Genomic DNA, 26,823 nt, shown 5'->3' on the forward strand with positions numbered 1-26,823 from the left:
CCCCGCGCGAGGCACGGCCGACGTCCCTTCTCCCTGTCAGGAGCACCCGCATGTCCCCTCTCGACCCGTTGTCGCACGCCCTCGCTGCCGTCATGGCGGCCGCCCACCACACCTCCACCGCCCTCGGCGCCGACCCGGACTCGGGCGCCACCTGGGCGCTCTGCATTGCCGCGGTCGTCGTCGTGGTCCGCCTCGCGATGCTGCCGCTGGCCGTCCGCGGCGTCCGGCTGGCCCATGCGACCGCCCGGGCCCGGCCGCACCTGCGCGAGCTGACCGACCGCTACCGCGAACGTCGTGACCCGGACAGCGTCCGCGAGCTCATGGCCGAGCGGCGCCGGATCGCCGACGAGCACCGGATGTCCCGCCTGGGCTGTCTGCCGCTGCTGCTCCAGATGCCGATCTGGTTCGCGCTCTACCAGCTCGTCGGCGACGTGGCCGCCGGCTCACCGGTCGGGGCGATGGACTCCCCGCTGGTGGCCTCGCTCGGCACGGCCGGCCTGCTCGGCGTACCGCTGGCCGAGCGCGGCTACCTCGGCGCCGGGCCCGCCCACCTCGCCGTGGTCGCGGGCCTGGCCGGCACCGCCGCCCTGCTCTCGTTCCTCACCCAGCGCTACCTGGTCGCCCCGAACAGCGTGCTCGACGGCGCGCCCGAGGCGATGGTCCGGGCGCAGCAGCTGCTGCCGGTCCTGTCCGCGGCCGGCCTGGTCGCGGCCGGCGGCGTCGTCCCGGTGGCGCTGCTCGTCTACTGGGTGTGCAGCCAGGTCTGGACGCTCGGCCACTCCGCGGTCGTCTGGCGCTGGTTCCCGACGCCGGGGTCGCCGGCCGCGGCCCGGCGTCAGGCCCAGAGCGAGTGGTAGGCGTTCAGGGCCGGCTGGCCGCCGAGGTGGGCGTAGAGGACGGTCGAGTCGCGCGGGATCCCGCCGCTGCCGACCAGGTCGATCAGGCCGGCCAGCGACTTCCCCTCGTAGACCGGGTCGGTGATCATCGCCTCGAGCTCGGCGCCGAGCCGGATCGCCTCCATGGTGGAGTCGACGGGGATGCCGTAGAGGTCGCCGGCCCAGCCCTCGAGCACCGAGATCTCGTCGTCGCGGAGGTCGCGGCCGAGCTCGATCAGCTCGGCCGTGTGCCGGGCGATCCGGGCCACCTGGTCGGTGGTCTTCGCCAACGTCGCGGAGGCGTCGATGCCGAGGACCCGGCGGCGCACGCCGGTCAGCTCCTCGAGCGCGGCGAAGCCCGCGATCATCCCGGCATGGGTGGAGCCCGTGACGGTGCAGACCACGACGGTGTCGAAGCGCACGCCCAGGGCCTGCTCCTGCTCGGCGACCTCGAACGCCCAGTTGGCGAAGCCCAGGCCGCCGAGCGGGTGCTCGCTGGCGCCGGCCGGGATCGGGTACGGCGTGCCGCCGGCCTCCTCGACCTCGCGGATGGCGTCCTCCCAGGACCGGCGGATGCCGATGTCGAAGCCGGACGGGTCGAGGCGCACGTCGGCACCCATCATCCGGGAGAGCAGGATGTTGCCGACCTTGTCGTTGACCGGGTCGTCCCACGGCACCCACTTCTCCTGGACCAGCCGGGCCTTCAGCCCGAGGTGGGCGGCGACCGCGGCCACCTGGCGGGTGTGGTTGGACTGGACGCCGCCGATCGAGACCAGCGTGTCCGCGCCGCTGGCGAGCACGTCGGGGACGATGTACTCCAGCTTGCGCACCTTGTTGCCGCCGTACGCCAGGCCGCTGCTCACGTCTTCGCGCTTGGCCCACACCTCCGCCCCGCCGAGGTGCGCGGTGAGGCGGGCCAGCCGGTGGACCGGGCTCGGGCCGAAGGTCAGCGGGTGGCGGGGGAACTCGTGCAGCTTCATCGGGCCTCTTCCTCCAGCGGTGGTACGGCGGTCTCGGTGGTGAGGGTCTCGACCAGGGGTCCCAGCGACTCCCAGATCTCGTGGACGACCTCGGCCGCCCGGTCGGCGTCGCCGTCCGCGCAGAGGTCGACGAGCCTCGTGTGCCGCGCGACCGAGGTGCTCGCGCTCGACGACGAGAAGCGGAGCCGCTCCAGCCGGCGCAGCACCGGGGAGTACTGCTCGAGCACCATCGCGGCTGCCTCGTTCCCGGCGACCCGCACAGGTACGGCGTGGAAGTCGTCGTCGGCGGCCAGGGCGGCGTCGGCGTCTCCGGCGTCGAGCGCCGCGGCGAAGCGCCGGTTGGCCTCCCGCATCGCGGCCAGGTCGTCGTCGGTGAGCCGGCCCACCGCGTCGGCCACGGCCAGCCGGTGCATGGCCGCGACCACGGCGCCGGCGTCGCGCACCGCGACCGGGTCCAGTGGAGCGACGGTGGTGGAGCGGCCGGGGCGGGCGTGGACGAGGCCCACCTGCCCGAGCCGGAGCAGCGCCTCGCGGACCGGCGTCCGGCTCACGCCCAGCCACACCGCCAGCTCGGCGTCGCGGAGCTGCTCGCCCGGCGCCAGGGTGCCGTCCACGATCGCGTCGCGCAGCCGCAGGTAGACGCCGTCGCGCAGCAGGATGCGGGGGATCCGGCAGTCGGAGTCGGTCGGGATGGGCATGCAATATATTGCACATGCGGGTCGAGCAAGGTCAACCCCCGCCGCCCACCTCCGCCGACGCCCCATCCGGCCGATACGATCGTGCAGCCCAGACGCACGATCGAGCCCGAGCGAAGGACACCATGAGGAACATCGCCATCCTGCTCGCGGGAGGCGTCGGCACCCGCGTGGGTCTCGACATCCCCAAGCAGCTCATCAAGATCGCGGGGCGGCCGATCATGGAGCACACGCTCGCCGTGCTCGACGCGCACCCGCTGGTCGACGAGATCATCGTGATGATGGCCCCCGGCCACCTCGACGCGGTGCACGCCATGATCCGCAACGGCGGCTACACCAAGGTCTCGAAGATCCTCGAGGGCGCCGAGACCCGCAACGACACCACGCTCCGCGCGATCGAGGCCGTCGCCGACGAGGAGGCCAACCTCCTCTTCCACGACTCGGTGCGCCCGCTGGTCACCGACCGGATCATCGCCGAGTGCTTCGAGGCGCTGGACACCTACGCCGCCGTGGACACGGTGATCCCGTCGGCGGACACGATCGTCGAGCTCGGCGACGACGGCACCATCGCGAACATCCCGCCGCGGGCCCGGCTGCGCCGCGGCCAGACCCCGCAGGCGTTCAAGGCCTCCGTGATCCGTCGCGCCTACGCCGTCGCCGGGCAGGACCCGAACTTCGAGGCCACCGACGACTGCACCGTCGTGCTGCGCTACGCGCCCGACGTACCCATCGGCTGTGTCATGGGCGACGACCGCAACCTCAAGGTCACCGAGCCGATCGATGTCTACATCGCCGACAAGCTGTTCCAGCTGACCTCCTCCGACCTGCCTGCCCCGCGCACCGACGAGGAGTACCGCCTCGCCCTGGCCGACAAGGTGATGGTGGTCTTCGGCGGCTCCTACGGGATCGGCCTCGACATCGTCGAGCTGGCCCGCTCCTACGGCTGCACGGTGCACGCGTTCAGCCGGTCCGGCACCCGTACCCACGTCGAGCGCCGCTCCGACGTCGCGGCCGCGTGCCGCCAGGTCCTCGAGGCCGAGGGCCGCGTGGACTTCGTGGTCAACACCGCCGGCGTGCTGCCGCGGGGCACGCTGGCGGAGACCTCGGAGGAGACGATCTACTCCGCGACCGAGATCAACTACCTCGCCCCGGTGCTGATCGCCCAGGAGTTCCAGCCGCACCTCGCGGCCAGCAAGGGATCGCTGCTGCTGTTCACCTCGTCGTCCTACACGCGCGGCCGCAGCGGCTACTCGCTCTACTCCTCGGCGAAGGCGGCCGTGGTCAACCTCACCCAGGCCCTGGCCGACGAGTGGGCGCACGAGGTCCGGGTCAACTGCATCAACCCCGAGCGCACGGGCACCCCGATGCGGACCAAGGCGTTCGGCGAGGAGGACCCCGACTCCCTGCTGGAGTCGACAGCGGTCGCCCGCGCGTCGCTGGACGTGCTGCTGTCGGACCAGACCGGCCACATCCTCGACGTGCGCAAGTCCGACCCGCTGTCGACGCTGACGGATCCCGACCTGGAGGTCTGAGGGTCCTCAGCCCGGATCATCGGCTCGCGCCAGCGCCCGCAGGCCGCGCGCCCAGGCTGCGTCGACGTCGGCGCCGGGCGGGAAGCGGTCGTTCAGCTCGAGGACCGTCATGCCGTGCGCGAAGGCGAATGCCGCCCGCGCCAGGTCGACATCACCTCCCATCGCCTCGACCAGCGGGCGGGCGGCCAGCTCCTCCACGCCCGGGGTCAGGTGCTCGCGGTCGAGCTCGCGGTCGGTCATCAGACGGTAGAGGTGAGGGTGTCTGCGCCCGAAGTTGCGGTACGCCGCCCCTAGCGCCGCGACGACCTGCTCGCGGCCACCCGCCCCGGCGCCAACGGCGGGCTCGAACGCGGCGGCCAGCTCCACGAACCCGTCGGAGATGAGGGCGTTCTCCAGGGTGCGCTTGTCCGGGAGGTGCTTGTAGATCGAGGGCGCCCGGATCCCCAGCCGCTCCGCGAGGCGACGCATGGAGAGGCCGTCGCCCCCCTCCTCCTCGAGCAGGACCCGAGCCGCCGCGACGATCTCCTGTGCCCGCGCGCTCCGATCCTCGGCCATGACCAGACCACCTCCACGCTCCCGTTGACTGGCTAACACCGTTAGCATACGGTGGCTAACACTGTTAGCCCCGAAGGGACACGGACCATGAAGACCCAGATCCGCCACGAGATCGAGATCGACGCACCGGCCACGGCCGTCTGGGAGGTGCTCACCGACACCGCCGGCTATCCCGGCTGGAACCCGTTCATCCCGCGTCTGACCGGCGAGCTGAGCGAGGGCGCCCGACTGTCGGTGGTGATCGCCCCTCCGTCAGGACGAGCGATGACCCTGCGGCCCACCGTGCTCTCGGTCCGCCCCGAACGCGAGCTGCGGTGGCTCGGCCGGCTCCTGGTCCCCGGGCTCTTCGACGGCGAACACGCCTTCACGCTCGAGCGACTGTCGGGCGAGCGGACCCTCATGGTCCAGAGCGAGCGGTTCCGTGGCGTCCTCGTGCGGCCGCTCCACGTCGCGACCGAGAGAGCCGAGCGTGGATTCGCGCTGATGAACGCGGCGCTGGCGGCCGAGGTCGCTGCCCGTCGCACCCGCACGCCCTGAGCCGGCGATCGCGCAATAGCCGCCACGCCGGCCCGGTCCGCCGTACGCTCTCCCGAGGGGCACAGGGCTGGCAGGAGCTCGCTTGGCACCGGAGACAGGGCAGACGGCATCACGGAGCAGCTCGGGTGCTGCCGCCCTGCTGTCGCGCCGCGAGCCGGTCGCGTACGCCGCCGCGCTGCTGGTCCTGGCGGCGACCTACTACATCGGCGCCCGGGTCGGGCTGACCCTGTCGCTGGTCGAGCAGAACGTGACCCCGCTCTGGCCCCCGACCGGCATCGCGGTCGCGGCGTTCCTGCTCGGCGGCCGGAGGCTGTGGCCGGCGGTGACCCTGGCCGCGTTCGCGGTGAACCTGCCGATCAGCGCGACCCTCGTCGCGGCGGCGGTGACCGCGGTCGGCAACACCCTCGCCCCGCTGGTCGCCGTGGTGCTGCTGGACCGGGTCGGCTTCCGGCGGCAGCTCGACCGGCACCGCGACGCGCTCTCGATCGTGTTCCTCGGCGCGCTGGCGAGCATGACCGTCAGCGCCACCGTCGGCGCCGGCACGCTGGCGGCCTCCGACGCCATCACCACCGACCAGCTGCCCAGCGCCTGGGCGGTGTGGTGGACCGGCGACGCGATGGGCGTGCTCGCGGTCGCGCCGTTCCTGCTCTGCCTGCCGCTGTTCGGAGAGCTGCCGGACTGGTCACCGGCACGCTGGCTCGAGGGCGCCTCGATCCTGGTGCTCGCCGCCGGCACGACCGCGTGGGCGGCGAGCTCCGACGTGCAGATGCTGTTCCTGGTCCTCCCCCTGCTCGGATGGGCGGCGTGGCGGCTGCAGCTGCGGGGTGCGGCGCCGGCCGCGCTGGTGGTGTCCCTGGTGGTCACGTGGTCGGCGGCCCGCGAGCACGGCCCGTTCGCGCACGGCACCCTGTTCGAGCAGATGTTCACGCTGCAGAGCTTCAACGCGTGCGTCGCGCTCACCTCCCTCTTCCTCGCTGCCCTGGTCAGCGAGCGGAACCGGTCCGCGGCCGAGCTCGCCGGTGCCGCGTCCGAGCTCGAGGACCGCGTGCAGCGACGGACGGCTGAGCTGTCCGCGGCCAACCAGCGGCTGCTCCAGGAGATCCACGAGCGGTCCGAGGCGCAGGAGCAGCTGAGCCAGGAGGAGGCGCGGACCCGCCGGGAGCACGAGATCGCCGCCACCCTCCAGCGCAGCCTGCTGCCGGACCGGATCCCCCAGGTCCCCGGTGTCGCGGTGGCCGCACGATACGTCCCGGCCACGGGCGACATGTCGGTCGGCGGCGACTGGTACGACGTGATCCAGCTGCCCGACGGCGCGGTCGGCCTCGCCATCGGCGACGTGGCCGGGCACGGGCTCTCCGCAGCCGCGACCATGGGCCAGGTGCGGATGGCGCTGCGCGCGTACGCCGTCCAGGACCCGTCACCGGTCGCGGTGATGACCGGCGTCCACCACCTCGTCTCCAACCTCCCGACCTCGGTGATGGTCACCGTGACGTACCTCGTGCTCGACCCGGGCACCCGGACCCTGCGGTTCACGAACGCCGGGCACCCCCCGCCGCTGCTCTTCGGCGGCGGGGAGAGCACGTACCTCGAGGACGGGTTGTCGCCGCCGCTCGGCGTGACCCCGGACCCGACGTTCACCGAGGTGACGCACGAGGTGCCCGCCGGGGCGACGCTGGTGCTCTACACCGACGGGCTGGTCGAGCGCCGCCGGGTCTCCATCCAGGAGGGCCTCGACCGACTGGTCGTCGAGTCCGCCGGTCGCGAGGGCTCGGACGTCGACGTGCTCTGCGACCACCTGCTCACCGCGCTGGTCGACCGCGACAACGTCGCCGACGACATCGCCCTGGTGGCGGTGCGCCCGGCCGCCCCGGTCGACGGGCCGCTGGAGCTGGTGCTGCCGGCCGAGTCCCGGATGCTCGTCCAGGCACGCCGGGCGCTGCGCCAGTGGCTTCGGGACTCGGGGGTCACCGCCGAGGACGAGGGCGACGTGCTGCTCGCGTCCGGGGAGGCGTGCGCGAACGTCGTACGCCACGCCTACGCGGCGGCGCCCGGCGAGATGCGGCTGCACGCGACCCTCCACGGCGACGACCTCGAGGTGACGGTGATCGACACCGGCCAGTGGCGCGCGCCCGCGGACCGCGGCGGCGGCTGGGGTCTGCAGCTGATGCAGGGGCTGATGGACGACGTGGACGTGGACCGTACGGCGCGGGGCACGGTGGTCCGGATGCGGCGCCGGCTGCGGGGAGGAACGGCATGAGCGAGCTGGCCCGGGTCGAGCCGCTCCCACAGGACGGGTCGGCGGACCACACGGTGGTGCTCAGCGTCACCGGTGAGATCGACCTGTCCAACGCCGAGCAGGTGCGCGACGCGATCGGCGCCGCTCTCCCGGTCGAGGCGGCGGTGCTGGTGGTCGACCTGAGCGGCACGCAGTACCTCGACAGTGCCGGGATCGCGATGCTGTTCCGGCTGGCCGAGCGGCTGGGCTGGAGCCGGCAGGAGCTGCACCTGGTGGTGCCGCCGGACGCGCCGATCCGGGCGGCGATCCGGATCACCCACCTGGACACGGTGATCACCGTGCACGACGCGCTGGCCTGAGCGGGCCCCCTCAGCCGAGCGCGGCGAGCTTGGACTCGAGCACACACTCACGTCGAACGGTGAGGCGCGAGATCGACACCGCCCGCGGACCTTCTTCGTCAGCCCCAGAGGTGCTCGACGACCCGGGCGGCGGCGTGCCCGTCCTGGTCCGCGTTGTACGTCGCGTTGAAGCGGGCCAGGTCGTCGGCGTACGCGGTGCGCAGGGCCGGCAGGTCGCGGAGCAGCGTGACGGCCTCGTCGGTGGTCGCCACCAGCGGGCCGGGCGCGGAGTCGGTGAACGGGTAGAGGAAGCCGCGGCCGGTGCCGGAGTACCGGTCGAGGTCGGGCACCAGGAAGACCATCGGGGTGCCGGTGAGCGCGAGGTCGAACCGCATCGATGTGTAGTCGAGCACGGCGGCGTCGGCGGCCAGCACCAGGTCGTTGACCTCGGGGTAGGTGGTCACGTCGAGGACCCGGGCACCGGCGCCGGTGCGGCCGGGCTCGTGGAAGCGGTGCCCGCGCAGCAGCAGGACGTGACCGTCGCCGAGGGCCCGCGCCGCGCGCGGCACGTCGAGGTGGGTGACCATCGGCGCGGCCCGGAAGTTGGTGGCCACGTCGTCGCGCCAGGTCGGCGCGTGCAGCACGGCCACCTGGTCGTCGTGCAGCCCGAGCCGGGCCCGCGCTGCCGCGCGTCGCTCGGCGGCGCCCGGACCGACCAGCGCGTCGTCGCGGGGGTAGCCCCGGTTCAGGATCGTGCCCTCGTAGGCGTACTGCTCCCGGTAGTGCACGTCCATCGCCGGCGTCGGCGTCAGCGCGACCGTCCAGTTGCCGGCGGTGTTGGCGAGCTGGAGGGCGAGCCGCAGCGGCGAGTGGTTCTTGGAGCGCCACAGGTCGAGCCCCATCGACTTCGACGGGTAGCCGTGGAAGGTCTGCACGAGCCGCTGCCCGGGGCGGGTGCGGAAGAACCGGTCGGTCTCCACGTTGGAGACCACGGTCCCGGCGGTGGCCAGCGCGTCGTACCACGCGCGGCTGCGCAGCAGCACCGGCTCGACCCCGGGCGGCGGCAGCACGGAGCGGTCGGCCACCACCCAGCGGGTGCGCACGTCGGGGTGTCGGTGTCGCAGCTCCTCGAGGATCGCGCGCGGGCTGTCGGTGGCCCCGGTGCCGGCGTACGACGAGAACAGGGCGAGGCCGGGGTCCACCGGCCGGTCGGTGACGACGTACGCGGACCGCAGGCGCTGCTGCGCCCAGGGGCCCAGCTCGTCGTCGGCGAGCGGCGGCTGGAGCTGGAGCAGCAGCTGGCCACGCAGCCCGCGCAGCAGCCGGGCCCGGTGGTCGGGGGCGTCGAGGTCGTACGGCGTCCGGGCCACCAGGCCCGGGGACAGCGCCAGCTCTCCCCCGCGGCCGGCGACCGGGCCGCGCGGCCGCCACGTCACGTGCCAGGTGCCGGCCGGAAGTGCGCGGGACCCGAGGCCCCAGTCGTCGACCACCAGCGGGAACCGGGCGGCGACCGTGCCCTCCGGCTCGCGCTCGAGGGTGGCCGGCACCCGCCGAGCGCCGAGGCAGAGGTCGAGCTCGCCGACCGGCCCCTCGGCGACCCGGACCACCAGGTCGTCGCCGACCTCGACCGACACGGCGTACGGCGCGGCCGGGCGTGACGCGGCGCCCGGCCCGGCGCCGGCCTCGACCACCAGCCCCTCGGCCGGGTCCCAGGACAGGCGGGCCGGCGCGTCCGGGGAGTCGGCGAGGACGCCTGCGGAGCCGCGCTCGTCGCGGTCGGTGAGCGGCCCGGCCAGCATCAGGCCGGCGACGTCCAGCGTCACCTCGACCCGCCAGCGACCGGCCCGGTCGAGCGCCGCGACGGGCAGGTCGACCCGCACCGCGCCGGAGTCGTGGTTCTGGAAGGCGGTCCCCAGGTGACGGGTGGCGGCCGGGTCGGGCGCTGGGGTCACCGGGAGCGCGACCTCGTGCCCGGAGGCGTGCACGGCGCGCGCGGTCACCGTGGGAGCGTGCTCGGCGAGGTCGACCCACCGGACGCTCGCGAAGACGGTCAGCCCCCAGCCACCCGCCACGGGCACCGCCCGGCGCAGGGACGCCTCTAGGCGCACCGGCATCGCGAGCACGTCGGAGGGCACGTCGACGCCCGGCACCGGGAGCTCGGCCAGGACCGTGCCGTCCTCCACCCGCGTCGGGAGCTGACCGCGGGTGAACCAGCGGTCGACGGTGAGCCGGCTCATCGCCTCGTGGTGGCCGTGCGCGACCAGCCAGAGGCGCAACCGGTCCTCGACCCCGAGGTCCGCGAGGACCGCCACCGGGACCCTGCGCAGGGCGTCGGCCAGGGCCGCGACGTCCGTCGGGTCCGCGTGCTCGAGGTCGTCGAGGAACGCGCCGCCGACCGAGTCCAGCAGATCGGCGAGCCACGGTGCGTCGGGGCGGGCGGCGACGAGCCGGGCCAGGTCCGCGACCTCGCCGGCGACCGGCGGGACGGTGCCGAACGGCGTCGCCCACGGCCCCGCGTCGTGCCCGACCACGGTCAGGTCCGCGGCAGGGGGAGTGTCCGGGAGCGCGGCGTGCGGGAACCGGCCGTGGGCGGGGTCGAACGTCGGCACGGAGCCGCGCCGCCAGAGCAGCCGGGACGCGTCGGAGGCCGCCCCCCGCCCGGCCACGACCGGGTCCGGGGACGCGGTCAGCCGGGTCGCGAGATCCTCCACCGCGCCGGCGTCGACGCGTTGCGTCGCGTCGACGAGGAGGACCAGGTCGCGGTGCGCCCCGGTCACGCCGGCGTTGCGGGCGTCGTTCCCGGTGGATGCAGGCCGGAGCACGCGCGCCCCACGGCCGTCGAGGACCGGCGGCGGATCGTCGCCCCACGGTGCGACCAGCACCTCGGCACCGGACGGCAGGGAGTCCAGGCAGTCGGCCAGCCGGCCGGCCTGGCGTGGCCCGACCACGACGACGACGCTCAGCGAGGGTCGCCGCCGCCGCGGGAGTCGCGCCCGCACGCGTCGCCTCGCCCTGCCCAGCACGCTCGTCCTCTCGTCCCGGTGTCCCGGGCTCACATGGTAGGAGTCAGCGCCGGGCGACGACCCGGCAGAGCACGGGATCCTCCCCCTTGTACGGGGAGAGCCCCCGCGACTCCTCGAAGTGGAGCACCTCGAATCCCAGGTCGACCAGGGACAGGCGGAACGTCTCGGCGTTCTGGAAGCGCCGGTAGTGCCGTGAGTGGACCTTCGCCTGGTTCTCGTCCTTGTCGGTGCGGAACTCCGCCACCAACCAGTCCCCCGGGCGGGCGTGGGCGTCGATCGCCGCCATCAGGCCGGCCTGCGCGACCTCGGGGATCGCGTGCAGGAAGAAGCGCATGTAGAAGGCGACCGGCTCCGAGCCGGTGGCGGTGAACTCGTCGAGCGCGCGGCCGAGGTCGTCGATGTCCGTGACGTCGCAGGTCCGGAACCGGACCCGGTCGTCGATCCCTCGCTCGGCTGCCTGCGAGGACGCGTGCTCGATGCCGACCGGCGACTGGTCGACGCCGAGGACCCGGCGACCCGCGCCGCCGAAGGCGCAGGAGTCGCGCCCGTCTCCGCAGCCGATGTCCAGCACGTTCTGCGCCATCTCGGGCCAGGCGTTGACGAACTCGAAGAACGTCGAGCCCGACGTGTACCGGTTGTGGCTGTAGAAGTTCGCCCAGTAGACCTTCGTCCTCTGGGCGGTGGTCAGCAGGCCGTCGGGAGCGGAGTCGGTGCGCTCGAGGTCCCAGGTGAACCCGGGCTTGGGGTTGCGCCAGTCGTCTCCGTAGAGGTGCGCGACCATCTGCACGTCGTTGGCGGGCACCAGGCCATCGCCACCGGGCAGGGTGACCGGCTTGGTGCCCTTCCAGTCGTCGCGGGTGACCGTCCCGGTGCCGGCCACGCCGAACGGGAACCGCAGGGCTCCGGACCGGTCGAACCAGGTGTGGAAGATGTCGATGCGTCGCGACGGGTCCTCGGCGTCGTGGACGTGCAGCGCGAACGGGTGGGCGACCACGTCGAACCCGTGCTCGATGAGGGCCAGGGCGATCCGCTGCAGCTCGTCCGCGGCGGCCTCGCCGGTGTCGTGCCGGGAGACGTACGCCGCGTCGAAGTCGACGTCGTGACCGATCCAGCCGCCCTCGCGCACCGCGCCCAGCAACGTCCCGTAGACGAAGAACAGCTCGACGTCGAACTCCTCCTGGAGCACCTTCGCGGTCTGGTGGTAGAGACGGAGGACCGCCTGCTGCCAGGCGGTGTCGAGCTTCTTGGACAGCTCGATGGTGCCGAACTGGGTCAGCACGTGTCCCTGGTCCAGCTTCTCCCGCAGCTCAGCCACGGTGTGCTTGCCCTTCTGTCGCGGAGTGAGGTACATGCCGTGCCCGTTGATCGGCAGGGGGTTGCCCTGGACGCGCACGGTGATCCTTGTGCCGGGTCGGACGTAGGCCCAGAGCCCGTGCACCCGGAACGAGAACGTCCGCACCTGTCGCAGGGAGTTGCGGCGGTCACCGCGCGGACGGGGGATCGCCGGGTCCTTGCGCTTGCGCTGGGTGGGGCGCGCAGCCGCCGGAGCGGCGGACGGCGGGGCGTCCCGACGCCCGCGTCCCGCCTTGACGCCCGACATGCTGTCGTCCGGCGTGGCGTACGTCGAGGCGACCCTCAGGCGGCCGACGTGCAGGTGGACGCGGAGCGGGGGCGCCTCGGCGGGGACGGACACCCACCCGACCACGTGCTGCCGGGTGACCGTCTCGACCACGCCCGGCACCCGGGCTCCAGCGCCGGAGGTGCCGGCGCCCGACGGGCGGCCGCGGTCACCGGCCACCCTGCTGCGCACGGCGCGCACGACCCTCTCAAGACTCGCCTTCACAGCCACATTCCTCGCGCTCGGGGCCGTCTGCACGCGCACCGGCCGCCTTTCGGTCGGCTCACCTTAGTGCACAGGCACCTGACACCCCGTGACGTGGGGCCGGTCACAGCAGGGCGTTCTGCTCCAGGTAGTCGCGGGCGACGTCCTCGGGCTTCTCGCGGTCCACGGTGACCCGGGTGTTCAGCTCGGCCAGGGTGCGGGTGTCCAGGGTCGCCATCAGCTCGTTGAGCACCTCGCGCACGTCCCGGTGGTCCTTCAGCCAGGCGGTGTTCACCGCGGGCACGAGGTTCTGGGCCGGCTGGATCGCCTTGTCGTCCTCGAGCAGCACCAGGCCGTCCGCGGCCAGGGTGCCGTCGGTGGTGGCGGTGAGACCGAGCTGGGACTCGCCGTCCTTCACCGAGTTCTTGGTCTGGGCGCCCCCGAAGCCGAGTGGCAGGATCTTGGTGACCTTGATGCCGTAGACCGTGGTCAGGCCTCCCTCGCAGTCGGGTCGTCCCTTGCAGTCGGGAGCGGCGGCCAGCACCACGGACTTGCCCTCGAGGTCGGAGAGCTTGGTGACCCCGTTGTCGTCGGCGTACTTCTGGGTGACGAAGAACGCGTTGGTGTCGGTCGCCGCGGACGGGTCGAGCAGGGTGATGCCCGCGTCGTCGAGCAGCTGCTTGCCGGCGCTGATGGACTCCGCCGCGTCGGAGGTGGTGATCGGCTCGGCGTTTGCGCCGTTGGCGTTGGTGTTCAGCAGGTCCAGGATGCCACCGGTGTACTCCGGCGCGATCTGCACGTTGCCCTTCTCGAGCTCGCCGAGGTACTGGTCGCGGCTCTCGACGAGCTTCTGCTCCACGGAGTACCCCTCCTTCTCGAGGAGCAGCTGGTACATGCTGGCGACCAGCGCCGCCTCGTCGAAGGCCTGCCCGGAGAGGACGACCTTGCCCTTGTCGCCGCCTCCGCTGCTGCCGTTGCCGTCGTCTCCGAGGTCGTCACTGGCGCAGGACGCGGCGCCCATCGCCAGCACCGAGACCAGGGCCGCTGCCAGGATCCGTCGAGCCTTCATCTGCATCACCTTCTGTGTCCCGTGGCCGAAGACCACGCGTGTCCGGTCGTGCCCTTGTCTGCACGGCGCGCTGCGCCAACGCCGAGAGTAGTTCAAGGATCAACGCGATCGCCGCAACAATAACGGCGCCCGCCAGACCCCTCGGGTAGTCGCCGTTGAAGAAACCGGCCGTGATCACGTTGCCCAACCCCGGTCCGGCGACCAGCGCCGCGATGGTGGCGGTCGCCCAGACCTGCACCAGGGCCAGCCGCAGCCCGGCCACCACCAGCGGCGACGCGAGCGGCAGCTCGACCCGGAAGAACTTCTGGCTGCCGCGCATCCCCATGCCGTCGGCGGCCTCGCGCACGTCGCGGGGCGTCTGGTCGACGCCGACGTAGGCGTTGGTGACGATCGGCGGCAGCGCGAACAGCGCCAGCGCGATCAGGGTGGCCAACCCGGCCCGGCCGAACGGACCGAACGTGTCGGTGCCGACCGGCTCCCAGAGCACCAGCAGCGCGAGCACCGCGAACGTCGGGATCGCGCGGCCGACGCCGGAGATGTTGATGGCCAGGAAACCGCCGCGGCCGAGGTGCCCGAGCCAGAGCGCGATCGGCAGGCCGATCACCATGGCGATCAGGAGAGCGGTCGTGGTGAGCAGCAGCTGCTCGACGGCGAGGTCGACCAGCCCGCCGTCACCGGTCCAGTTGCCGGAGTCGGTGAGGTAGGCCCAGGTGTCGGCGAAGAGGTTCATCCGCGGCTCCTGACGCCCCAGGTCCAGGGCGTCAGGCCCTTCTGGACACCGAGCAGCAGCAGGTCGAGGAGGACCGCGATCGCCACGCAGATCAGGCTGGCCGCCATCACCTGCGCCCGGAACTCGGTGCGGACGCCGTTGTAGAGGAGGTTGCCGAGACCGCCGTACGCCACCAGGGCACCGACGGTGGTCAGGGCGACCGTGGACACCGTCGCGATCCGCAGCCCGGCCATGATCACCGGCAGCGCCAGCGGCAGCTCGATCCGCCACAGGAGCCGGCGCGGGGAGTAGCCGAGGCCGGTGGCCGACTCGACCACGTCGTCCGGCACCCCGCGCAGCCCCTCGGTGGTGTTGCGGACGAGGATCGTCAGCGAGTACAGCGCGAGCCCGATGATCACCGTGGTCCGGCTGAGCCCGGTGAACGGCACGATCAGCGGGAAGAGCGCCAGCGACGGGATCGTGTAGACGCTGGTGCTCAGCGCCAGCACCACCGCCTCGACCCGCGCGGAGCGCCGCGCCAGCAGCGCCAGCGGCATCGCGACCAGGAAGCCGAGGACGACGGCGCACACGGTGATGAACAGGTGCTCCCTGGTCGCCGCGATCAGCTCGTCCTGGCGGTCGATGTAGTAGTCCTTGCAGAACCAGTCGTTGACCAGGGCGCTGTAGCACGTGGGCTGTTCCGCGCTGGCCGACGAGCCTGACGACGCGCTGGCCACGGACACGGCGCCAAGTAGGGTCACATCCATGGACCGTACCGAAGATCCCATGATCAGGCTCGACGGCGTGGGCAAGACGTACGCCGACGGGACGGTCGCGGTCCGCGAGCTCGACCTCGACGTGGCCCGGGGCGAGATGGTGTGCCTGGTCGGCCCCTCGGGGTGCGGCAAGTCGACCACGCTCAAGATGGTCAACCGGCTGATCGAGCCGACCACCGGCCGGATCCTCATCGACGGCAAGGACGTGACCGACGAGAACCCGGTGACGCTCCGGCGCGGCATCGGCTACGTCATCCAGCAGGTCGGCCTCTTCCCGCACCAGAAGATCGAGACCAACGTGATGACGGTGCCGCTGCTCTACGGCGAGTCGAGGAAGCACGCGCGGGACCGGGCGCACGAGCTGATGCACCTCGTCGGCCTCGACCCCGCGACGTACGCCGGCCGCTACCCGCACCAGCTCTCGGGCGGCCAGCGCCAGCGGGTCGGCGTGGCCCGGGCACTGGCCGCCAACCCGCCGGTGCTGCTGATGGACGAGCCGTTCGGCGCGGTCGACCCGGTGATCCGCGGCCGGCTCCAGGAGGAGTTCCTGCGCCTGCAGCGCGAGCTCGAGAAGACCGTCATCCTGGTCACCCACGACATCGACGAGGCGGTCCGCATGGGCGACCGGGTGGCGGTGTTCGCCGAGGGCGGCCGGCTCGCGCAGTACGACGTGCCGGCGGCCGTGCTGGGCGCCCCCGCCGACGACTTCGTGGCGTCGTTCGTCGGTGCCTCGCGCGGTCTGCGCCGGCTCGCGGTCACCCCGATCCGGCGCGAGCACCTCGAGCCGATGAACGGCGTCACCGCCGGCGAGCTCGGCGGCGTGGTCGACGCGGACGCCACCCTCGAGGACGCGCTGGCGCTGATGATGCGCGAAGACCGGCCGATGGTCGGGGTCAGGCAGGGCGCCGAGTTCCTCGGCGTGCTCACCCCCAACGGCGTGCACAAGGCGCTGCGCGCCTCCGTCGCCGCCCAGCCCTCCTGACCCGAACCCCGCCGAGTCGGCACATCCTGTGCCGGGTCAGCGGGCCGGGTGGGCGGGCAGCGCCTCCATCGCGTCCGCGACCAGGCCCTCCCGGACCCCGCCCTCGTGCCGCAGCCCGTCGACCACCCCGGTCCGGTCGGCCCCGGAGCGGTTCTGGCTGAGCTTGGCCTTGCCCTCGACCTCCTCGACCACGACCTCGATCCCGACGATCGCCCGCAGCTGCCCGGCGACGTACGTCTCGGGGGCATCGGTGACCGCCCACGGCTGCTCGCCCCACTGCACCGCGCCGCGCTCGTTGAGGTCCGCGAGCCTCGTCACGGCGTCCCGCAGCCACGCGGACTCGTGGTGCACGTGCACCCGGCCGCGCAGGTGCACCGCGGAGTAGTTCCAGGTCGGGACCACCCGGCCGTGCTCGGTCTTCGTGGCGTACCACCGCGGCGACACGTAGGCCTCCGGCCCCGTGACCACCACGAGCGCGGGGGCACCGTCGTCGCCCGCGACCTCCTCGATGGCCTTCCAGTGCGGGTTCGCGCGAGCCGCGTGCAGCACGAGCCGGCTGCCCTCGTCGTCCCACACCACCGGCAGGCGGGTGGCCCACGGGTAGCCGTCGGCGCCGGTGGTGACGAGCTCGCCGGCACCCACGGCCGCGACCAGGGCCAGCGCCTCCCCGCGGTCGGTCATGGCGTTGAAGCGGGGGACGTACACGAGTGCTCCTCGGGCCGGACGTGCCGCGACCCGTCGTACGTCGCGACAGGCGACCAAGGTACGACGGGTCGGAGCGGAGGTGCGAGGTGGTTACGCGTGCTTGCGCATCGGCATGTTCGCCGCGTCCTGCCAGGCGGCCAGCTCGGACTTGAGGTCGGCGACCTCCTGCTCGAGCTCGGCCGCGAGGACGATCGCCTCGGCGGCGCGCTGCTCGGCGTCCTCGAGCACCGAGCCCTGCTCGACCAGCCGGGCCTCGGCGTGGTCGGCGCGGCGCGCCTCGGAGCCGACCTTGAGGGTGATCTCGGCGACCTTGCGGTGCTGCAGCGCGAGCTGGCCCTCGAGCTCGTGGATGAGCTTCTGGCGCTCGGCGATGCGCTCGGTCATGGTCTGGGCGAACGCCTCGTTCTCACGCGTCCGCTCCGCGGTCATCTTCTTGTAGGCCTGCGCCTGCTCGGCGCGGTCACGGGCAGCATCGACCCGGGTCTGCATGAGCTCGGAGTGGGTGATCTTGGTGGCGGCGGCACCGAACAGCACGGCACCGGCGGCAGCGACGGCGGTCAGCAGGAAGGACTGTCCGATCACCGCGCCTGCGACCAGCAGGGCGGCGACCATGATGAGGGCAACTGCGACCGTCACGCGCATGCTGCGCTGCCGGCGGCGGGCGTTGGGGGAAGCCATGCGGTCAGGGTAGGTCCCCGACCACCCCGTCACCCCCACGACACGCGCACGTCACACGAGTCGACCTCGGTCACTCCCGTCACAACCCTCGGCCCGGGTGCCGGGACCTCAGCGAGGTCGCCGGTCGCCGTTCGAGTCCTCGTCGTCGGAGCGGACCCGACAGGCCCGTTCGAGCAGCAGCGCCATCGCGCAGGTCAGCAGGCCGGCCAGGGCCGCGACTCCGGACCGTACCATCCGCTGGTCGGCCAGCTCGGCGCTCATGCCGACCCACGACAGCGCGTAGCCGGCGTACCCGCCGGCGGCGATGGCGCCGACCAGGGCGCAGGCCTTGGCCAGCACGAGGCGGTTCACCGCACGGTGCGGCTCGAGCCGGTGGCCGTGCACGTGCAGGGTCCGCCAGGTCGCCCAGGCGGTCAGGCCGAGGATCCCGGCGACCAGGAACAGGGCCAGGACCTGGCCCCAGGTGACCACGGGTGCGGTGGTGTTGCGCCAGGCGGTCAGCGGCCGCAGCAACCAGCCTCCGACCAGGCCCACCAGCCCCCATCCGATCAGCAGGCCCGGCGTCGTGGGCCGGACCCTGCCGTGCGGCGGCCGGCGCTCGGGCCTGCCCTCCGGGGGCCCCTCGGTCACCGCGCTGTCACTGGACGTCGAGCGAGAGGTCCTCGCGCTTCTTCATGCCGCTCTGGTCGGCGCTCTCCAGGAGGTCGGCGACAGGACCGGCGTCCGGCAGCACGGCGTCGGGCTCGAGGTCGTGCCACGGCTTGAGCACGAAGGCACGCTCGGCCGCACGGGGGTGCGGGAGCCTGAGGAAGTCCTCGTCGGACCGTCGGTCGCCGACCACGATCAGGTCCACGTCGAGCGTGCGCGGCGCGTTGCGCTCACCGTTGCGCTCGCGGTGGAAGGCGTCCTCGATGGCCAGCGCGCGGTCCATCAGGGTGGCGGCCGGCAGCGTGGTGTCGATCAGCACGACAGCGTTGAGGAACTGCTTGGCGTCCTCCGGCATGTCCACCGGGTCGGTCTCGTAGACCGAGGACACCGCCGTCACCCAGACGTCGGGAGTGTCGGCCAGCGCGTCCACCGCCCCCTGCAAGCTCGCCATCCGCTCCCCGAGGTTGGATCCCAGCGCCAGCACGGCCCGCCGGATCGGGTGCATCTCTCCGGTCAGCGTGTCGGCGTCGATGATGTGCGGATTGGGGGTCTCGGTCACGGCCCTCACGTCCTTCTTCGGGTGATCGTCAGCGCAACGTCCGAGAACGTCGCGTCGATGGGGGCATCCGGCTTGTGAACGGTCACCCGCGCCCATTCAACACGACCGTCCAAGAGGCAGACGTCCGCGATGCGCTGGGCCAGGGTCTCGATCAGGTCGACCGGGTCGGTCTCCACGGCGGCTTTCACCGAAGTGACGACACTTCCGTAGTCGACAGTGTCGCGCAAGTCGTCGGACAACGCCGCCGGACGGGTGTCGAGGCCGAGCACGAGGTCCACCACGAAGGGCTGCCCCTCGCGTCGTTCGAAGTCGAAGACCCCGTGGTGTCCGTGGCAGACGATGCCGGTCACGGCCATCTCGTCCGGGGTCGGGTCGAGGCTCTGGTCGGTCATCTCACTCCTGTCCGGGCCGCAGGCGGGCCACCACCCGCAGCGCGTCCATGCTGGCACGCACGTCGTGCACCCGGAGACCCCACACCCCGGACTCGGCGAGCAAGGTGGTGACCGCCACGTTGGCGTGCTCGCGACCGTCGACGGGCCGCGGACCCGACCCGTCCGCCAGCAGGCTGCCCAGGAACGACTTGCGGCTGGCGCCGACCAGCAGCGGCAGGCCCAGGCCGGCGATCTCGTCCAGCCCGCGCAGCAGCTCCCAGTTCTGTGCCGCGGTCTTGGCAAAGCCCAGCCCGGGGTCCAGCACGAGGCGCTCCGGGGCGATCCCGGCGTCGGCGGCGTCCGCCATCCGGTCGGCCAGCTCGGAGCGTACGGCGCCCACGACGCCGCCGGGTCCGTCGTACACGGCGTGCTGCTGCATCCGGTCGCTGTGCGCGCGCCAGTGCATCGCGACGTACGTGACGCCGTACGACGCCGCGACGGCCAGGATCCCGGGGTCGGCGAGGCCGCCGGAGACGTCGTTGACGACCTGAGCCCCGGCCCGGCACGCGGCGTCGGCGACCTCGGCGCGCATCGTGTCGACCGACACGCACGCACCGTCGGCGGCCAGGGCGGCGATCACCGGGACCACCCGGTCCAGCTCCTCGGCCAGCAGCGGTCGCGTGGCGCCGGGCCGGGTCGACTCGCCGCCGATGTCGACCAAGTCGGCGCCGTCGGCGAGCAGCTCGCGGCCGTGCGCGATGGCGGCGTCCGTGGTCGCCCACCGGCCGCCGTCCGAGAACGAGTCGGGCGTGACGTTGACGATGCCCATCAACCGCGGGCGCGTCCACGGGACAGTGAGGGGATTCACGGGACTCACCGGGCCTCTCAGGACAACTCGTCGCGACGCCTGGTCATTCTCGCCGATGGCGCCGCGCCGCGTGCGCGCGGACCCGTCGGTCGCGTCATGCAGGCCCGGCGAGGACCTCGTCGACGAACCGACCCTCCCGCTCGGGGTCGAAGGTGAAGTCGGAGGTGTAGGCGGCCGCGGACCACTGGCCGGGCGGGTGCGGCGTGTCGGCCCGACAGACCGCGATGTCGTGGCGGTGGCCGAGCACGGACGAGATCATGTACTCGTTGCGGGCCGTGTAGGACTCGCTGCTCACCAGGATGGCGTGCCGTGGGCCACCGGTCAGGGCGAGCTGGAACATCCCGCTGCCGGCGAAACCGGCGATCACGGAGGCCTGGCGGAAGAGCTGCACCTGGTCGGCGAGCGGGTTCTCCTCCGGCACGACGACCTCGAAGCCTCGGGCCCGGAAGAACTCCTCCACGTCGTCGAGGTTGTGGCACGCCCGCTTGGCCACGCGGCGCGTGCAGAAGACCCGGTCGGGATAGCTGCGGTCCGAGGCGCGCGCGGCCAGGGTCTCGCCGATCGTCGCCCAGGTCGCCGCGATCTCGGGGTGCAGCTGCGCGGACATGCTGAACATCGGGGTTGCCGTGAACAGCGACTCCACGCGCACGGGATGCTCGGCCATGACGATGTCCTCCCGTGGGACACCGCCGGCTGCCAGCAGCTCGTACTCCCACTCAGCCAACCTGCGCCCGCGGTTCAGGAACACCAGCGCGCGCAGGTCCGGATGGCGCTCCTTCGCCTCGCGCCACGCCCACAGCAGGGAGATCTGCTCGGTCATCGCGTGACCGAAGTGCCCGCGGTGCTGGTTGTCGAGGTAGAACCACCGGCCACGGAGCCTCGGCGCATCGAGGGACGGCGTCCGCACGAAGTCTGCGGTCCATCCGACCAGGCTCCGGTTCGCGAGCCGGGGCTTGCGGAAGTGCCGATAGCTGGCCGGCAGCACGATGTCCTCGCGGACCGCGGTCTGCTCCGGGCCGCACACAACGTCGTGGTGGACGCGAAGGGAGACGTCGACGGGGTCGTGCATCGTCGAGAACGCGTCCAGGACCTCCTTGCTGCTGGCGCGGAGGCGGGCCCGGGAGGTCCACGGCCTGCCGGGGATGGTGGCGAGGACCCGGTCCGGTCCACCGCGCAGCTCGAGGTACCGCTCCATCTCCTCCTCGCGCACCACCGCCGAGGTGGTGACACCCATCACCGCGACCACCCATCGGCGGCGCACCACGAGCTCGTCGATCGAGTTCACGAGGGCCGCCAGGTCGCGTTCGGCCCACGGGCGGTCGTCGCGCCCTTCCCGGGGGGTGCGTGGAGGAGGCGGCGGCCCGTCCTGCCGCAGGCGCTGGAGCTCACCGAGCAGCGCATGGAACGGCCCGCGCCGCTGCGGGAGGCGGGACACGAGCGTGCCGCCCCGACACAGGTGGAGCAGCAGGACGGAGAAGCGCCGGTCGTGGGCGCCACGGCGCGACAGGTCGACGACGAGGTCCTGAGGGCCGGTCGCCGCCAGCGCCAGGTGCAGCTCCCGGATCCCGTCGCGACGGAGCAGGACCGTGACACGAGCCCGCGGCAGGGCCACCCGCAGGACCTCGGCGAAGCCCGGCTCCGCGTCGTCCGAGACGACCGCGACGACCGGGTCACGCCTCTCTGGCAGCCGACGGGCGACGACTCCGATCAGGCCCTTCCGGTCCGGTCCGGTCGACCACCCGAGCCGGTCCGCCGCCTTTTGGAGTGCCTCGAGACGAGCGGCACGCTGCTTCGACCGTTTGCTTTCCCGAAATCGCACGGTTCTCCCACGTTGCGTCGAGGAGGTCGCTGTCCCCCATCGTCTCATGTTGAATGGCCGCATGTTGCCACGAGTTGCCGTCGGTCTGTCCACGGGTCCGGGGTGGGTCGACAGCCTCGCCTCACTCGACCGCCAGTCGTTGCCCCCCCGCGACGTCGAGGTCCTGCTCCTCGACTCCGGCGACGATCCTGACCTGACCCGGCGACTGGTGGACGCGGTGCACCACCGCACCAACGTCCGGCTGACGCAGGCCGGACCGGCCGGCGACACCCCCTCGGCACAACACCTCGCGAAACTGACGTCGGCCGACTACGTGCTCGAGCTGCCGGCCGGGTCCCGGGTCACCCGGTCGGGTCTGGACTGCCTGGTCCGCGCCGCTGACCGCAGCAACGCCGACGCCTGCACCGGACAGGTGGGGCGTCCGTCGCGAGGGCTCGCTCTCGTCCCGGACGGCGCACCGGCCACCTGGGGGCGGCTGCTGCGACGCAGCACGCTCGAAGGCGGCGACCCGGTCGAGGTCGAGGAGACGGTGCCGGACGTCGTGCTGTTCGACGGCCCGAACGGTTCGTCGGCCGTTCCGGGTGACGAGCCCGACGTGGACACGGCGCCCCGTGCGACGGACGTGCGGTGGACCGGCGGTGTCCTCCACCTGGCCCTCGAGCTCCCGCCGTCAACCGGGGCCGACGCCCGGGTCACGGTCTCCCTCTTCTCGCCGGTCGTCGGCATCGACTGGCCCGTCGACGAGCGGGCCGTGGAGGCAGGGCCGACGTCCGGGACCGACGTCCGGTCCCTCCTGGTCGCGGTCGACCCGGCCACGCTGGCCGCGGGTCAGCCCCTGCCCACCGGTACCTGGTGGCCGGTGGTCCGGGTCCACCACGAGGGCCGACCGGCGAGCGTCTCGCTCGTCCGGGTCGGTCGCCGCCGCGCCGCTGGCGGCACCCATCACGGAATCCCCGTCGTCACGTTCGCGGAGCGGGGACGCCTCGGCCTCGATGTCGGCGCGAGCGACCACCCCCTGGTCCCCCGGATCCGCGCCGGCCAGTGCCGGGTCGAGGAGAGCGCGCGGGGCAGCCTGATGACCTGCCACGTCCCCGAGCTGGACCTGGAGCCGGGCGCCCGGCTCCGTGGGCACGTGCGCCTCGGCCGTTTCGAGGCGCTGGCCGACCTGGAGGGAGCCGCCGGGGGTGGCGCGGACCTGACCGCCTGGGTCAGCGGGCTGCCGGGCTCCTCCCGGCTGTTCACCAAGTTCTCGTCGTCCGGCTACTCGCCGACCGGCGCCCGGCTGGTCATCGACGGCACGGGCGGGATGCGGGTCCGGCCGGTACGACGGAAGGGCGGAGGCGGCGAGCAGGCTGCCCCGGCTGCCCCGGCTGCTCCGGGCCGCACCGACCCGGTGCGCTGGTCGCGGCAGCGTCTTGCCCCGGTGCTGCGCCGGCTGAAGAAGGTCACGCGTCGCTAGCCGGGCCGTTCCCGACAGGTGACCTGCCGTCAGTTGTCCATCGGGGCATAGGCCTCGCCGAGGTCGGCGGCCAGCTGCTCGCGCAGCCGGCGGTGGAAGTCCGGGGCGGGCGCGTTCCGCTGCTCGCGCAGCACCGACCAGAAGCCCGCCTCGAGGATGCGCTCGGGAGCGTGCACGGCGCTCCGCTCGAGGATCTGCCTCGGGACGGGCTGCGGGTCGGGGCGGCGGAACTCGGCCATGATCGCGTCGTACTCGTCCACCAGCGTGGAGTCGGCGGGGTCCAGGCCGAGCACCAGCATGAGGCCCGTCGGCTGGGTGTCGACCAGGACCGTCGTCACGTCCGGACGGTGGCGCTGCAGGGTGGGGATGACGGAGTAGACGTCGCCGGTCCATGCGCTGGTGTGACGCTGGCGTGCGGCCTCGTCGACGGTGCGGGGCAGCACGTCGTCGAAGACGATCACCGAGGCCGGGCTGCAGTGACGCTCGGTGTTGATGAGGTCGCGCAGGGCGAACTCGAACAGGTGGAGCCCGTCGATGAAGGCGAGGTCGACCGGGTCGCGCAGCGCCGCGAGCGGCTTCTCGCGCGCGAAGAACTCGTCGCTGGTCGTGCGATGCAGGTGCACCTCGCCGGACAGCTCGGCGGTCACCCGATATGCAGGGTCGACACCGACCGCGGGACAGCGCGCCAGGGACAGCGACATCCCGTTGCGGATGCCGATCTCCAGGTACGCGCGCGGCTCGAGGAGGGCGTGCAGCTGCGCGAGGAACGTGGTGTATCGCATGGCGAGCAGACTAACCGGACGCCGAGTGGTGCTGGTCGGTCACCGGTTGCGGTGGATGAGCGCCATCGCCTCGGAGCGGGTTGCGGCGTTGTGCATGATCCCGCGCACGGCTGAGGTGATGGTGCGGGCGCCGGCCTTGCGGACGCCGCGCATCGTCATGCAGAGGTGCTCGGCCTCGATCACCACGATCACGCCCCGGGCCTCGAGCAGCTCCATGAGCGCGTCGGCGACCTGCGTGGTCAGCCGCTCCTGCACCTGCGGGCGCTTGGCGTAGACGTCGACCAGTCGGGCCAGCTTGGACAGTCCGGTGATCTTGCCGGTCTCGGCGGGGATGTAGCCGACGTGCGCGACGCCGGTGAACGGCACCAGGTGGTGCTCGCACATCGACCAGAGCTCGATGTCGCGGACCAGCACCATCTCGTCGTGGCCGAGGTCGAAGGTCGTGGTGAGCACGTCCTCCGGCGACTGGTGCAGACCCTGGGTCAGCTCGGCGTACGCCCGCGCCACCCGGGCCGGGGTCTCCCGCAGGCCCTCCCGCCCGGGGTCCTCGCCGATCGCGGCGAGGAGCTCGCGGACCGCTGCCTCGGCGCGCGCGTAGTCGAACGGCGGCACGTCCGCGGGGTCGCGAACGGTGCGGTCGATCGGGTCGGTCACGGACGCGACCCGCCGCCCCCGGGGCGGTCCCCCGGCGGCAGGTCGTACGGCGGGGGCGCACCCTGGCTGCCCGGCACCGGGACGCCGGGCGGCTCCGCCTCGGGACGGATCGGGGCGTCGGAGTCGGGGTCACCGAGCACCGGGTGCTCGGGCTCCGCCGGCCGCTCGATGCCGGCCTCGCGCTCGGCGCGGGACGGGCGGTACTCGACCGGCGGGATCGTCGACGGGACGCGGTCCGGCGATCCGGTCCACGCCGGACGCGCCGGACGGCGGCGCAGCGGCGCGAAGACCTCGGCGACCTCCTCCTTGTCCAGCGTCTCCCGCTCCATCAGGGCGACCACGAGCGAGTCGAGCACGTCGCGGTTCTCCTCGAGGATGTCGAAGGCCTCCTGGTGGGCGATCGCGATGAACTTCTTGACCTCCTCGTCGACGATCGCGGCCACGTCCTCGCTGTAGTCGCGGCTGTGGCCGATGTCGCGCCCGAGGAAGGGCTCGGAGTTGGAGTCGCCGAGCTTGACCGCGCCGAGGCGCTCGGTCATGCCGTACTGGGTGACCATCGCGCGGGCCAGGTTGGTGGCCTTCTCGATGTCGTTGCCGGCGCCGGTGGTCGGGTCGTGGAAGACCATCTCCTCCGCAGCCCGGCCGCCCATCATGTAGGCGAGCTTGTCGAGCAGCTCGGCGCGGGTCTGGGAGTACTTGTCGGTGTCGGGGAGCACCATCGTGTAGCCCAGCGCGCGGCCCCGCGGCAGGATCGTCACCTTGTGCACCGGGTCGCTGCCGGGCAGCGCCGCGGCCACCAGGGCGTGGCCGCCCTCGTGGTAGGCGGTGACCAGCTTCTCCTTCTCGCTCATCAGCCGGGTCCGGCGCTGCGGGCCGGCGATGACCCGGTCGATCGCCTCGTCGAGGGACTCGTCGTCGATCAGCTTCTTGTTGGCGCGGGCGGTCAGCAGCGCGGCCTCGTTGAGCACGTTGGCCAGGTCTGCACCGGAGAAGCCGGGGGTGCGCCGGGCGATGCTGAGCAGGTTGACGTCGGCCGCCATCGGCTTGCCGCGCGCGTGCACCTTGAGGATCTGCTCGCGGCCGGACAGGTCGGGAGCGTCGACCTGGATCTGCCGGTCGAAGCGGCCGGGGCGCAGCAGCGCCGGGTCGAGCACGTCGGGCCGGTTGGTCGCGGCGATCAGGATCACGCCGCCGCGGACGTCGAACCCGTCCATCTCCACCAGAAGCTGGTTGAGGGTCTGCTCACGCTCGTCGTGGCCGCCGCCCATGCCGGCGCCCCGGTGGCGGCCGACGGCGTCGATCTCGTCGATGAACACGATCGCCGGGGCGTTCTCCTTGGCCTGCTCGAACAGGTCGCGGACCCGGGAGGCGCCGACGCCGACGAACATCTCGACGAAGTCGGAGCCGGAGATGGAGTAGAACGGCACGCCCGCCTCACCCGCGACCGCTCGGGCGAGCAGGGTCTTGCCGGTGCCGGGCTGGCCGTAGAGCAGCACGCCCTTGGGGATCTTGGCGCCCACCGCCTGGAACTTCGCGGGCTCCTGGAGGAACTCCTTGATCTCGGAGAGCTCCTCGATCGCCTCGTCGCAGCCGGCCACGTCGGCGAACGTGGTCTTCGGCATGTCCTTGGTGATCAGCTTGGCGCGGGACTTCGCGAACTGCATGACCCGGCCGCCGCCGCCCTGCACCTGGTTCATCAGGAAGATGAACAGCAGCACGATCAGCGCGAAGGGCAGCAGGGTCGCGAGCAGCGAGCCGATCAGGCTGGGCTGGGGGTTCTCGGAGTTGTACTTCTCGATCTCACCCGCCCGGACCTGCTTCTCGACCGAGTCCACCAGGCCGACCTGCTCGCCCTTGATCCAGTGCGTGACGACCTTGTCACCGCCGTCGCGGTTGACGTCGGAGTCGAGCGTGGCCCGGATCTCCTGGTCGTTGTCGATGAACGTGATCTCCTTGACCTGACCGCTGGAGATGTACTCCCGCATCTGGGAGGTCGGGATCTCGTCGTACCCCCCGTCGGGCGCGAGGAACTGCAGGGCGAGCAGCACGCCCACCACACCGACGACGATCCACAGCCAGGGACCCTTGAATATGCGCTTCACAGACTTCTCTCGGGACAGCTCAGGACAGGGCTGAGCAGTGACCTATGTG

25 protein-coding genes are annotated in these 26,823 nt (G+C 72.7%); 7 read left to right on the forward strand and 18 right to left on the reverse strand.

What is annotated here, in order from left to right; all coding sequences use genetic code 11:
* Nucleotides 1–50: 50 nt before the first annotated feature.
* Nucleotides 51–857, forward strand: coding sequence for a membrane protein insertase YidC (gene yidC, locus EKO23_RS03990; RefSeq protein ID WP_134714330.1), 807 nt, complete (start codon nt 51–53; stop codon nt 855–857).
* Here the strand turns inward: yidC and EKO23_RS03995 are convergent.
* A complete protein-coding gene (locus tag EKO23_RS03995) occupies nt 836–1,855 on the reverse strand; it encodes a 1-aminocyclopropane-1-carboxylate deaminase (protein WP_134714332.1) in 1,020 nt (339 codons plus the stop codon). The two genes, yidC and EKO23_RS03995, sit on opposite strands and share 22 nt — an antisense overlap.
* Nucleotides 1,852–2,553, reverse strand: a complete 702-nt coding sequence (locus EKO23_RS04000) for a GntR family transcriptional regulator (RefSeq protein WP_134714334.1) — start codon at nt 2,551–2,553, stop codon at nt 1,852–1,854. Before EKO23_RS04000 ends, EKO23_RS03995 begins: the two co-directional genes overlap by 4 nt.
* A gap of 122 nt (nt 2,554–2,675) precedes the next feature.
* Here EKO23_RS04000 and EKO23_RS04005 point away from each other — a divergent pair, with 122 nt between their 5' ends.
* On the forward strand, nt 2,676–4,082 hold the full coding sequence (locus tag EKO23_RS04005; RefSeq protein WP_134714336.1) for a bifunctional cytidylyltransferase/SDR family oxidoreductase: 1,407 nt from the start codon (nt 2,676–2,678) through the stop codon (nt 4,080–4,082).
* Nucleotides 4,083–4,088: 6 nt separating this feature from the next.
* Here EKO23_RS04005 and EKO23_RS04010 read toward each other — a convergent pair whose 3' ends face one another.
* Entirely contained in the window at nt 4,089–4,637 is a 549-nt protein-coding gene (locus EKO23_RS04010) for a TetR/AcrR family transcriptional regulator (protein ID WP_134714338.1), read from the reverse strand.
* A gap of 87 nt (nt 4,638–4,724) precedes the next feature.
* On the opposite strand from EKO23_RS04010, the gene EKO23_RS04015 reads away from it, so the two are divergent.
* From EKO23_RS04015 to EKO23_RS04025, 3 genes are all read left to right on the forward strand, one after another.
* Entirely contained in the window at nt 4,725–5,174 is a 450-nt protein-coding gene (locus tag EKO23_RS04015; RefSeq protein ID WP_134714340.1) for an SRPBCC domain-containing protein, read from the forward strand.
* Between the two features lie 82 nt (nt 5,175–5,256).
* Nucleotides 5,257–7,431: a SpoIIE family protein phosphatase gene (locus tag EKO23_RS04020; protein ID WP_217702448.1), complete on the forward strand. Its 2,175-nt coding sequence runs from the start codon at nt 5,257–5,259 to the stop codon at nt 7,429–7,431.
* Nucleotides 7,428–7,769: an STAS domain-containing protein gene (locus EKO23_RS04025; RefSeq protein WP_134714342.1), complete on the forward strand. Its 342-nt coding sequence runs from the start codon at nt 7,428–7,430 to the stop codon at nt 7,767–7,769. The genes EKO23_RS04020 and EKO23_RS04025 overlap by 4 nt, the downstream gene beginning before the upstream one ends.
* 98 nt (nt 7,770–7,867) lie before the next feature.
* Here EKO23_RS04025 and EKO23_RS04030 read toward each other — a convergent pair whose 3' ends face one another.
* The 5 genes from EKO23_RS04030 to EKO23_RS04050 all read right to left on the reverse strand — a co-directional run bounded on the left by EKO23_RS04030 (nt 7,868) and on the right by EKO23_RS04050 (nt 15,114).
* Complete coding sequence (locus EKO23_RS04030) at nt 7,868–10,696, reverse strand: CDP-glycerol glycerophosphotransferase family protein (RefSeq protein WP_134714344.1); 2,829 nt, start codon at nt 10,694–10,696, stop codon at nt 7,868–7,870.
* A gap of 118 nt (nt 10,697–10,814) precedes the next feature.
* Complete coding sequence (locus tag EKO23_RS04035) at nt 10,815–12,581, reverse strand: class I SAM-dependent methyltransferase (protein ID WP_134714346.1); 1,767 nt, start codon at nt 12,579–12,581, stop codon at nt 10,815–10,817.
* 136 nt (nt 12,582–12,717) lie between these two features.
* Nucleotides 12,718–13,662, reverse strand: coding sequence for an ABC transporter substrate-binding protein (locus EKO23_RS04040; protein WP_167880316.1), 945 nt, complete (start codon nt 13,660–13,662; stop codon nt 12,718–12,720).
* Nucleotides 13,589–14,392 carry an ABC transporter permease gene (locus EKO23_RS04045; protein WP_134714350.1) on the reverse strand — a complete coding sequence of 268 codons (804 nt, stop codon included), beginning with the start codon at nt 14,390–14,392 and terminating at the stop codon, nt 13,589–13,591. The genes EKO23_RS04040 and EKO23_RS04045 overlap by 74 nt, the downstream gene beginning before the upstream one ends.
* A complete protein-coding gene (locus EKO23_RS04050) occupies nt 14,389–15,114 on the reverse strand; it encodes an ABC transporter permease (RefSeq protein ID WP_246050887.1) in 726 nt (241 codons plus the stop codon). Before EKO23_RS04050 ends, EKO23_RS04045 begins: the two co-directional genes overlap by 4 nt.
* Nucleotides 15,115–15,136: 22 nt before the next feature.
* Between EKO23_RS04050 and EKO23_RS04055 the strand changes: the two genes are divergently transcribed.
* Nucleotides 15,137–16,129 (forward strand): ABC transporter ATP-binding protein, encoded by a 993-nt coding sequence (locus EKO23_RS04055; protein ID WP_246050888.1) that lies wholly within the window; start codon nt 15,137–15,139, stop codon nt 16,127–16,129.
* Between the two features lie 36 nt (nt 16,130–16,165).
* Here EKO23_RS04055 and EKO23_RS04060 read toward each other — a convergent pair whose 3' ends face one another.
* The 7 genes from EKO23_RS04060 to EKO23_RS04090 form a co-directional block, all read right to left on the reverse strand.
* A complete protein-coding gene (locus EKO23_RS04060) occupies nt 16,166–16,834 on the reverse strand; it encodes an FMN-binding negative transcriptional regulator (RefSeq protein ID WP_134714356.1) in 669 nt (222 codons plus the stop codon).
* A gap of 90 nt (nt 16,835–16,924) precedes the next feature.
* A complete protein-coding gene (locus tag EKO23_RS04065; protein WP_134714358.1) occupies nt 16,925–17,512 on the reverse strand; it encodes a hypothetical protein in 588 nt (195 codons plus the stop codon).
* 108 nt (nt 17,513–17,620) lie between these two features.
* Nucleotides 17,621–18,142, reverse strand: a complete 522-nt coding sequence (locus EKO23_RS04070) for a DUF3180 domain-containing protein (RefSeq protein ID WP_134714360.1) — start codon at nt 18,140–18,142, stop codon at nt 17,621–17,623.
* Between the two features lie 7 nt (nt 18,143–18,149).
* On the reverse strand, nt 18,150–18,719 hold the full coding sequence (gene folK / locus EKO23_RS04075) for a 2-amino-4-hydroxy-6-hydroxymethyldihydropteridine diphosphokinase (RefSeq protein WP_134714362.1): 570 nt from the start codon (nt 18,717–18,719) through the stop codon (nt 18,150–18,152).
* Nucleotides 18,720–18,724: 5 nt separating this feature from the next.
* Nucleotides 18,725–19,111 carry a dihydroneopterin aldolase gene (folB, locus tag EKO23_RS04080; RefSeq protein ID WP_134714365.1) on the reverse strand — a complete coding sequence of 129 codons (387 nt, stop codon included), beginning with the start codon at nt 19,109–19,111 and terminating at the stop codon, nt 18,725–18,727.
* A 1-nt stretch (nt 19,112) separates the two neighbouring features.
* Nucleotides 19,113–19,919, reverse strand: a complete 807-nt coding sequence (gene folP, locus EKO23_RS04085) for a dihydropteroate synthase (protein ID WP_134714544.1) — start codon at nt 19,917–19,919, stop codon at nt 19,113–19,115.
* 133 nt (nt 19,920–20,052) lie between these two features.
* A complete protein-coding gene (locus tag EKO23_RS04090) occupies nt 20,053–21,777 on the reverse strand; it encodes a glycosyltransferase family 61 protein (protein ID WP_167880317.1) in 1,725 nt (574 codons plus the stop codon).
* Between the two features lie 61 nt (nt 21,778–21,838).
* Between EKO23_RS04090 and EKO23_RS04100 the strand changes: the two genes are divergently transcribed.
* Nucleotides 21,839–23,236, forward strand: a complete 1,398-nt coding sequence (locus EKO23_RS04100) for a glycosyltransferase family 2 protein (RefSeq protein WP_134714371.1) — start codon at nt 21,839–21,841, stop codon at nt 23,234–23,236.
* 29 nt (nt 23,237–23,265) lie between these two features.
* On the opposite strand, the gene EKO23_RS04105 is transcribed toward EKO23_RS04100, so the two are convergent.
* The 3 genes from EKO23_RS04105 to ftsH are packed head-to-tail and all read right to left on the reverse strand — an operon-like array spanning nt 23,266 to nt 26,774.
* The gene (locus EKO23_RS04105) at nt 23,266–24,018 is read right to left on the reverse strand and encodes a class I SAM-dependent methyltransferase (protein WP_134714373.1); all 753 of its coding nucleotides are present in this window, start codon (nt 24,016–24,018) and stop codon (nt 23,266–23,268) included.
* Between the two features lie 39 nt (nt 24,019–24,057).
* On the reverse strand, nt 24,058–24,630 hold the full coding sequence (gene folE / locus EKO23_RS04110; protein WP_246050901.1) for a GTP cyclohydrolase I FolE: 573 nt from the start codon (nt 24,628–24,630) through the stop codon (nt 24,058–24,060).
* Between the two features lie 38 nt (nt 24,631–24,668).
* On the reverse strand, nt 24,669–26,774 hold the full coding sequence (ftsH, locus tag EKO23_RS04115; protein ID WP_281280852.1) for an ATP-dependent zinc metalloprotease FtsH: 2,106 nt from the start codon (nt 26,772–26,774) through the stop codon (nt 24,669–24,671).
* Nucleotides 26,775–26,823 lie beyond the last annotated feature (49 nt).

The sequence above is a fragment of the Nocardioides guangzhouensis genome (assembly GCF_004519545.1).
In the GTDB taxonomy this organism is placed as follows: domain Bacteria; phylum Actinomycetota; class Actinomycetes; order Propionibacteriales; family Nocardioidaceae; genus Nocardioides; species Nocardioides guangzhouensis.

Bases quoted from the DNA above. Each gene is read 5' to 3' on its own strand.
- yidC (WP_134714330.1), top strand. From the start codon at position 51: ATGTCCCCTCTCGACCCGTTGTCGCACGCCCTCGCTGCCGTCATGGCG.
- EKO23_RS03995 (WP_134714332.1), bottom strand. From the start codon at position 1,855: ATGAAGCTGCACGAGTTCCCCCGCCACCCGCTGACCTTCGGCCCGAGC.
- EKO23_RS04000 (WP_134714334.1), bottom strand. From the start codon at position 2,553: ATGCCCATCCCGACCGACTCCGACTGCCGGATCCCCCGCATCCTGCTG.
- EKO23_RS04005 (WP_134714336.1), top strand. From the start codon at position 2,676: ATGAGGAACATCGCCATCCTGCTCGCGGGAGGCGTCGGCACCCGCGTG.
- EKO23_RS04010 (WP_134714338.1), bottom strand. From the start codon at position 4,637: ATGGCCGAGGATCGGAGCGCGCGGGCACAGGAGATCGTCGCGGCGGCT.
- EKO23_RS04015 (WP_134714340.1), top strand. From the start codon at position 4,725: ATGAAGACCCAGATCCGCCACGAGATCGAGATCGACGCACCGGCCACG.
- EKO23_RS04025 (WP_134714342.1), top strand. From the start codon at position 7,428: ATGAGCGAGCTGGCCCGGGTCGAGCCGCTCCCACAGGACGGGTCGGCG.
- EKO23_RS04040 (WP_167880316.1), bottom strand. From the start codon at position 13,662: ATGAAGGCTCGACGGATCCTGGCAGCGGCCCTGGTCTCGGTGCTGGCG.
- EKO23_RS04045 (WP_134714350.1), bottom strand. From the start codon at position 14,392: ATGAACCTCTTCGCCGACACCTGGGCCTACCTCACCGACTCCGGCAAC.
- EKO23_RS04055 (WP_246050888.1), top strand. From the start codon at position 15,137: ATGGACCGTACCGAAGATCCCATGATCAGGCTCGACGGCGTGGGCAAG.
- EKO23_RS04065 (WP_134714358.1), bottom strand. From the start codon at position 17,512: ATGGCTTCCCCCAACGCCCGCCGCCGGCAGCGCAGCATGCGCGTGACG.
- folB (WP_134714365.1), bottom strand. From the start codon at position 19,111: ATGACCGACCAGAGCCTCGACCCGACCCCGGACGAGATGGCCGTGACC.
- folP (WP_134714544.1), bottom strand. From the start codon at position 19,919: ATGGGCATCGTCAACGTCACGCCCGACTCGTTCTCGGACGGCGGCCGG.
- EKO23_RS04100 (WP_134714371.1), top strand. From the start codon at position 21,839: ATGTTGCCACGAGTTGCCGTCGGTCTGTCCACGGGTCCGGGGTGGGTC.
- EKO23_RS04105 (WP_134714373.1), bottom strand. From the start codon at position 24,018: ATGCGATACACCACGTTCCTCGCGCAGCTGCACGCCCTCCTCGAGCCG.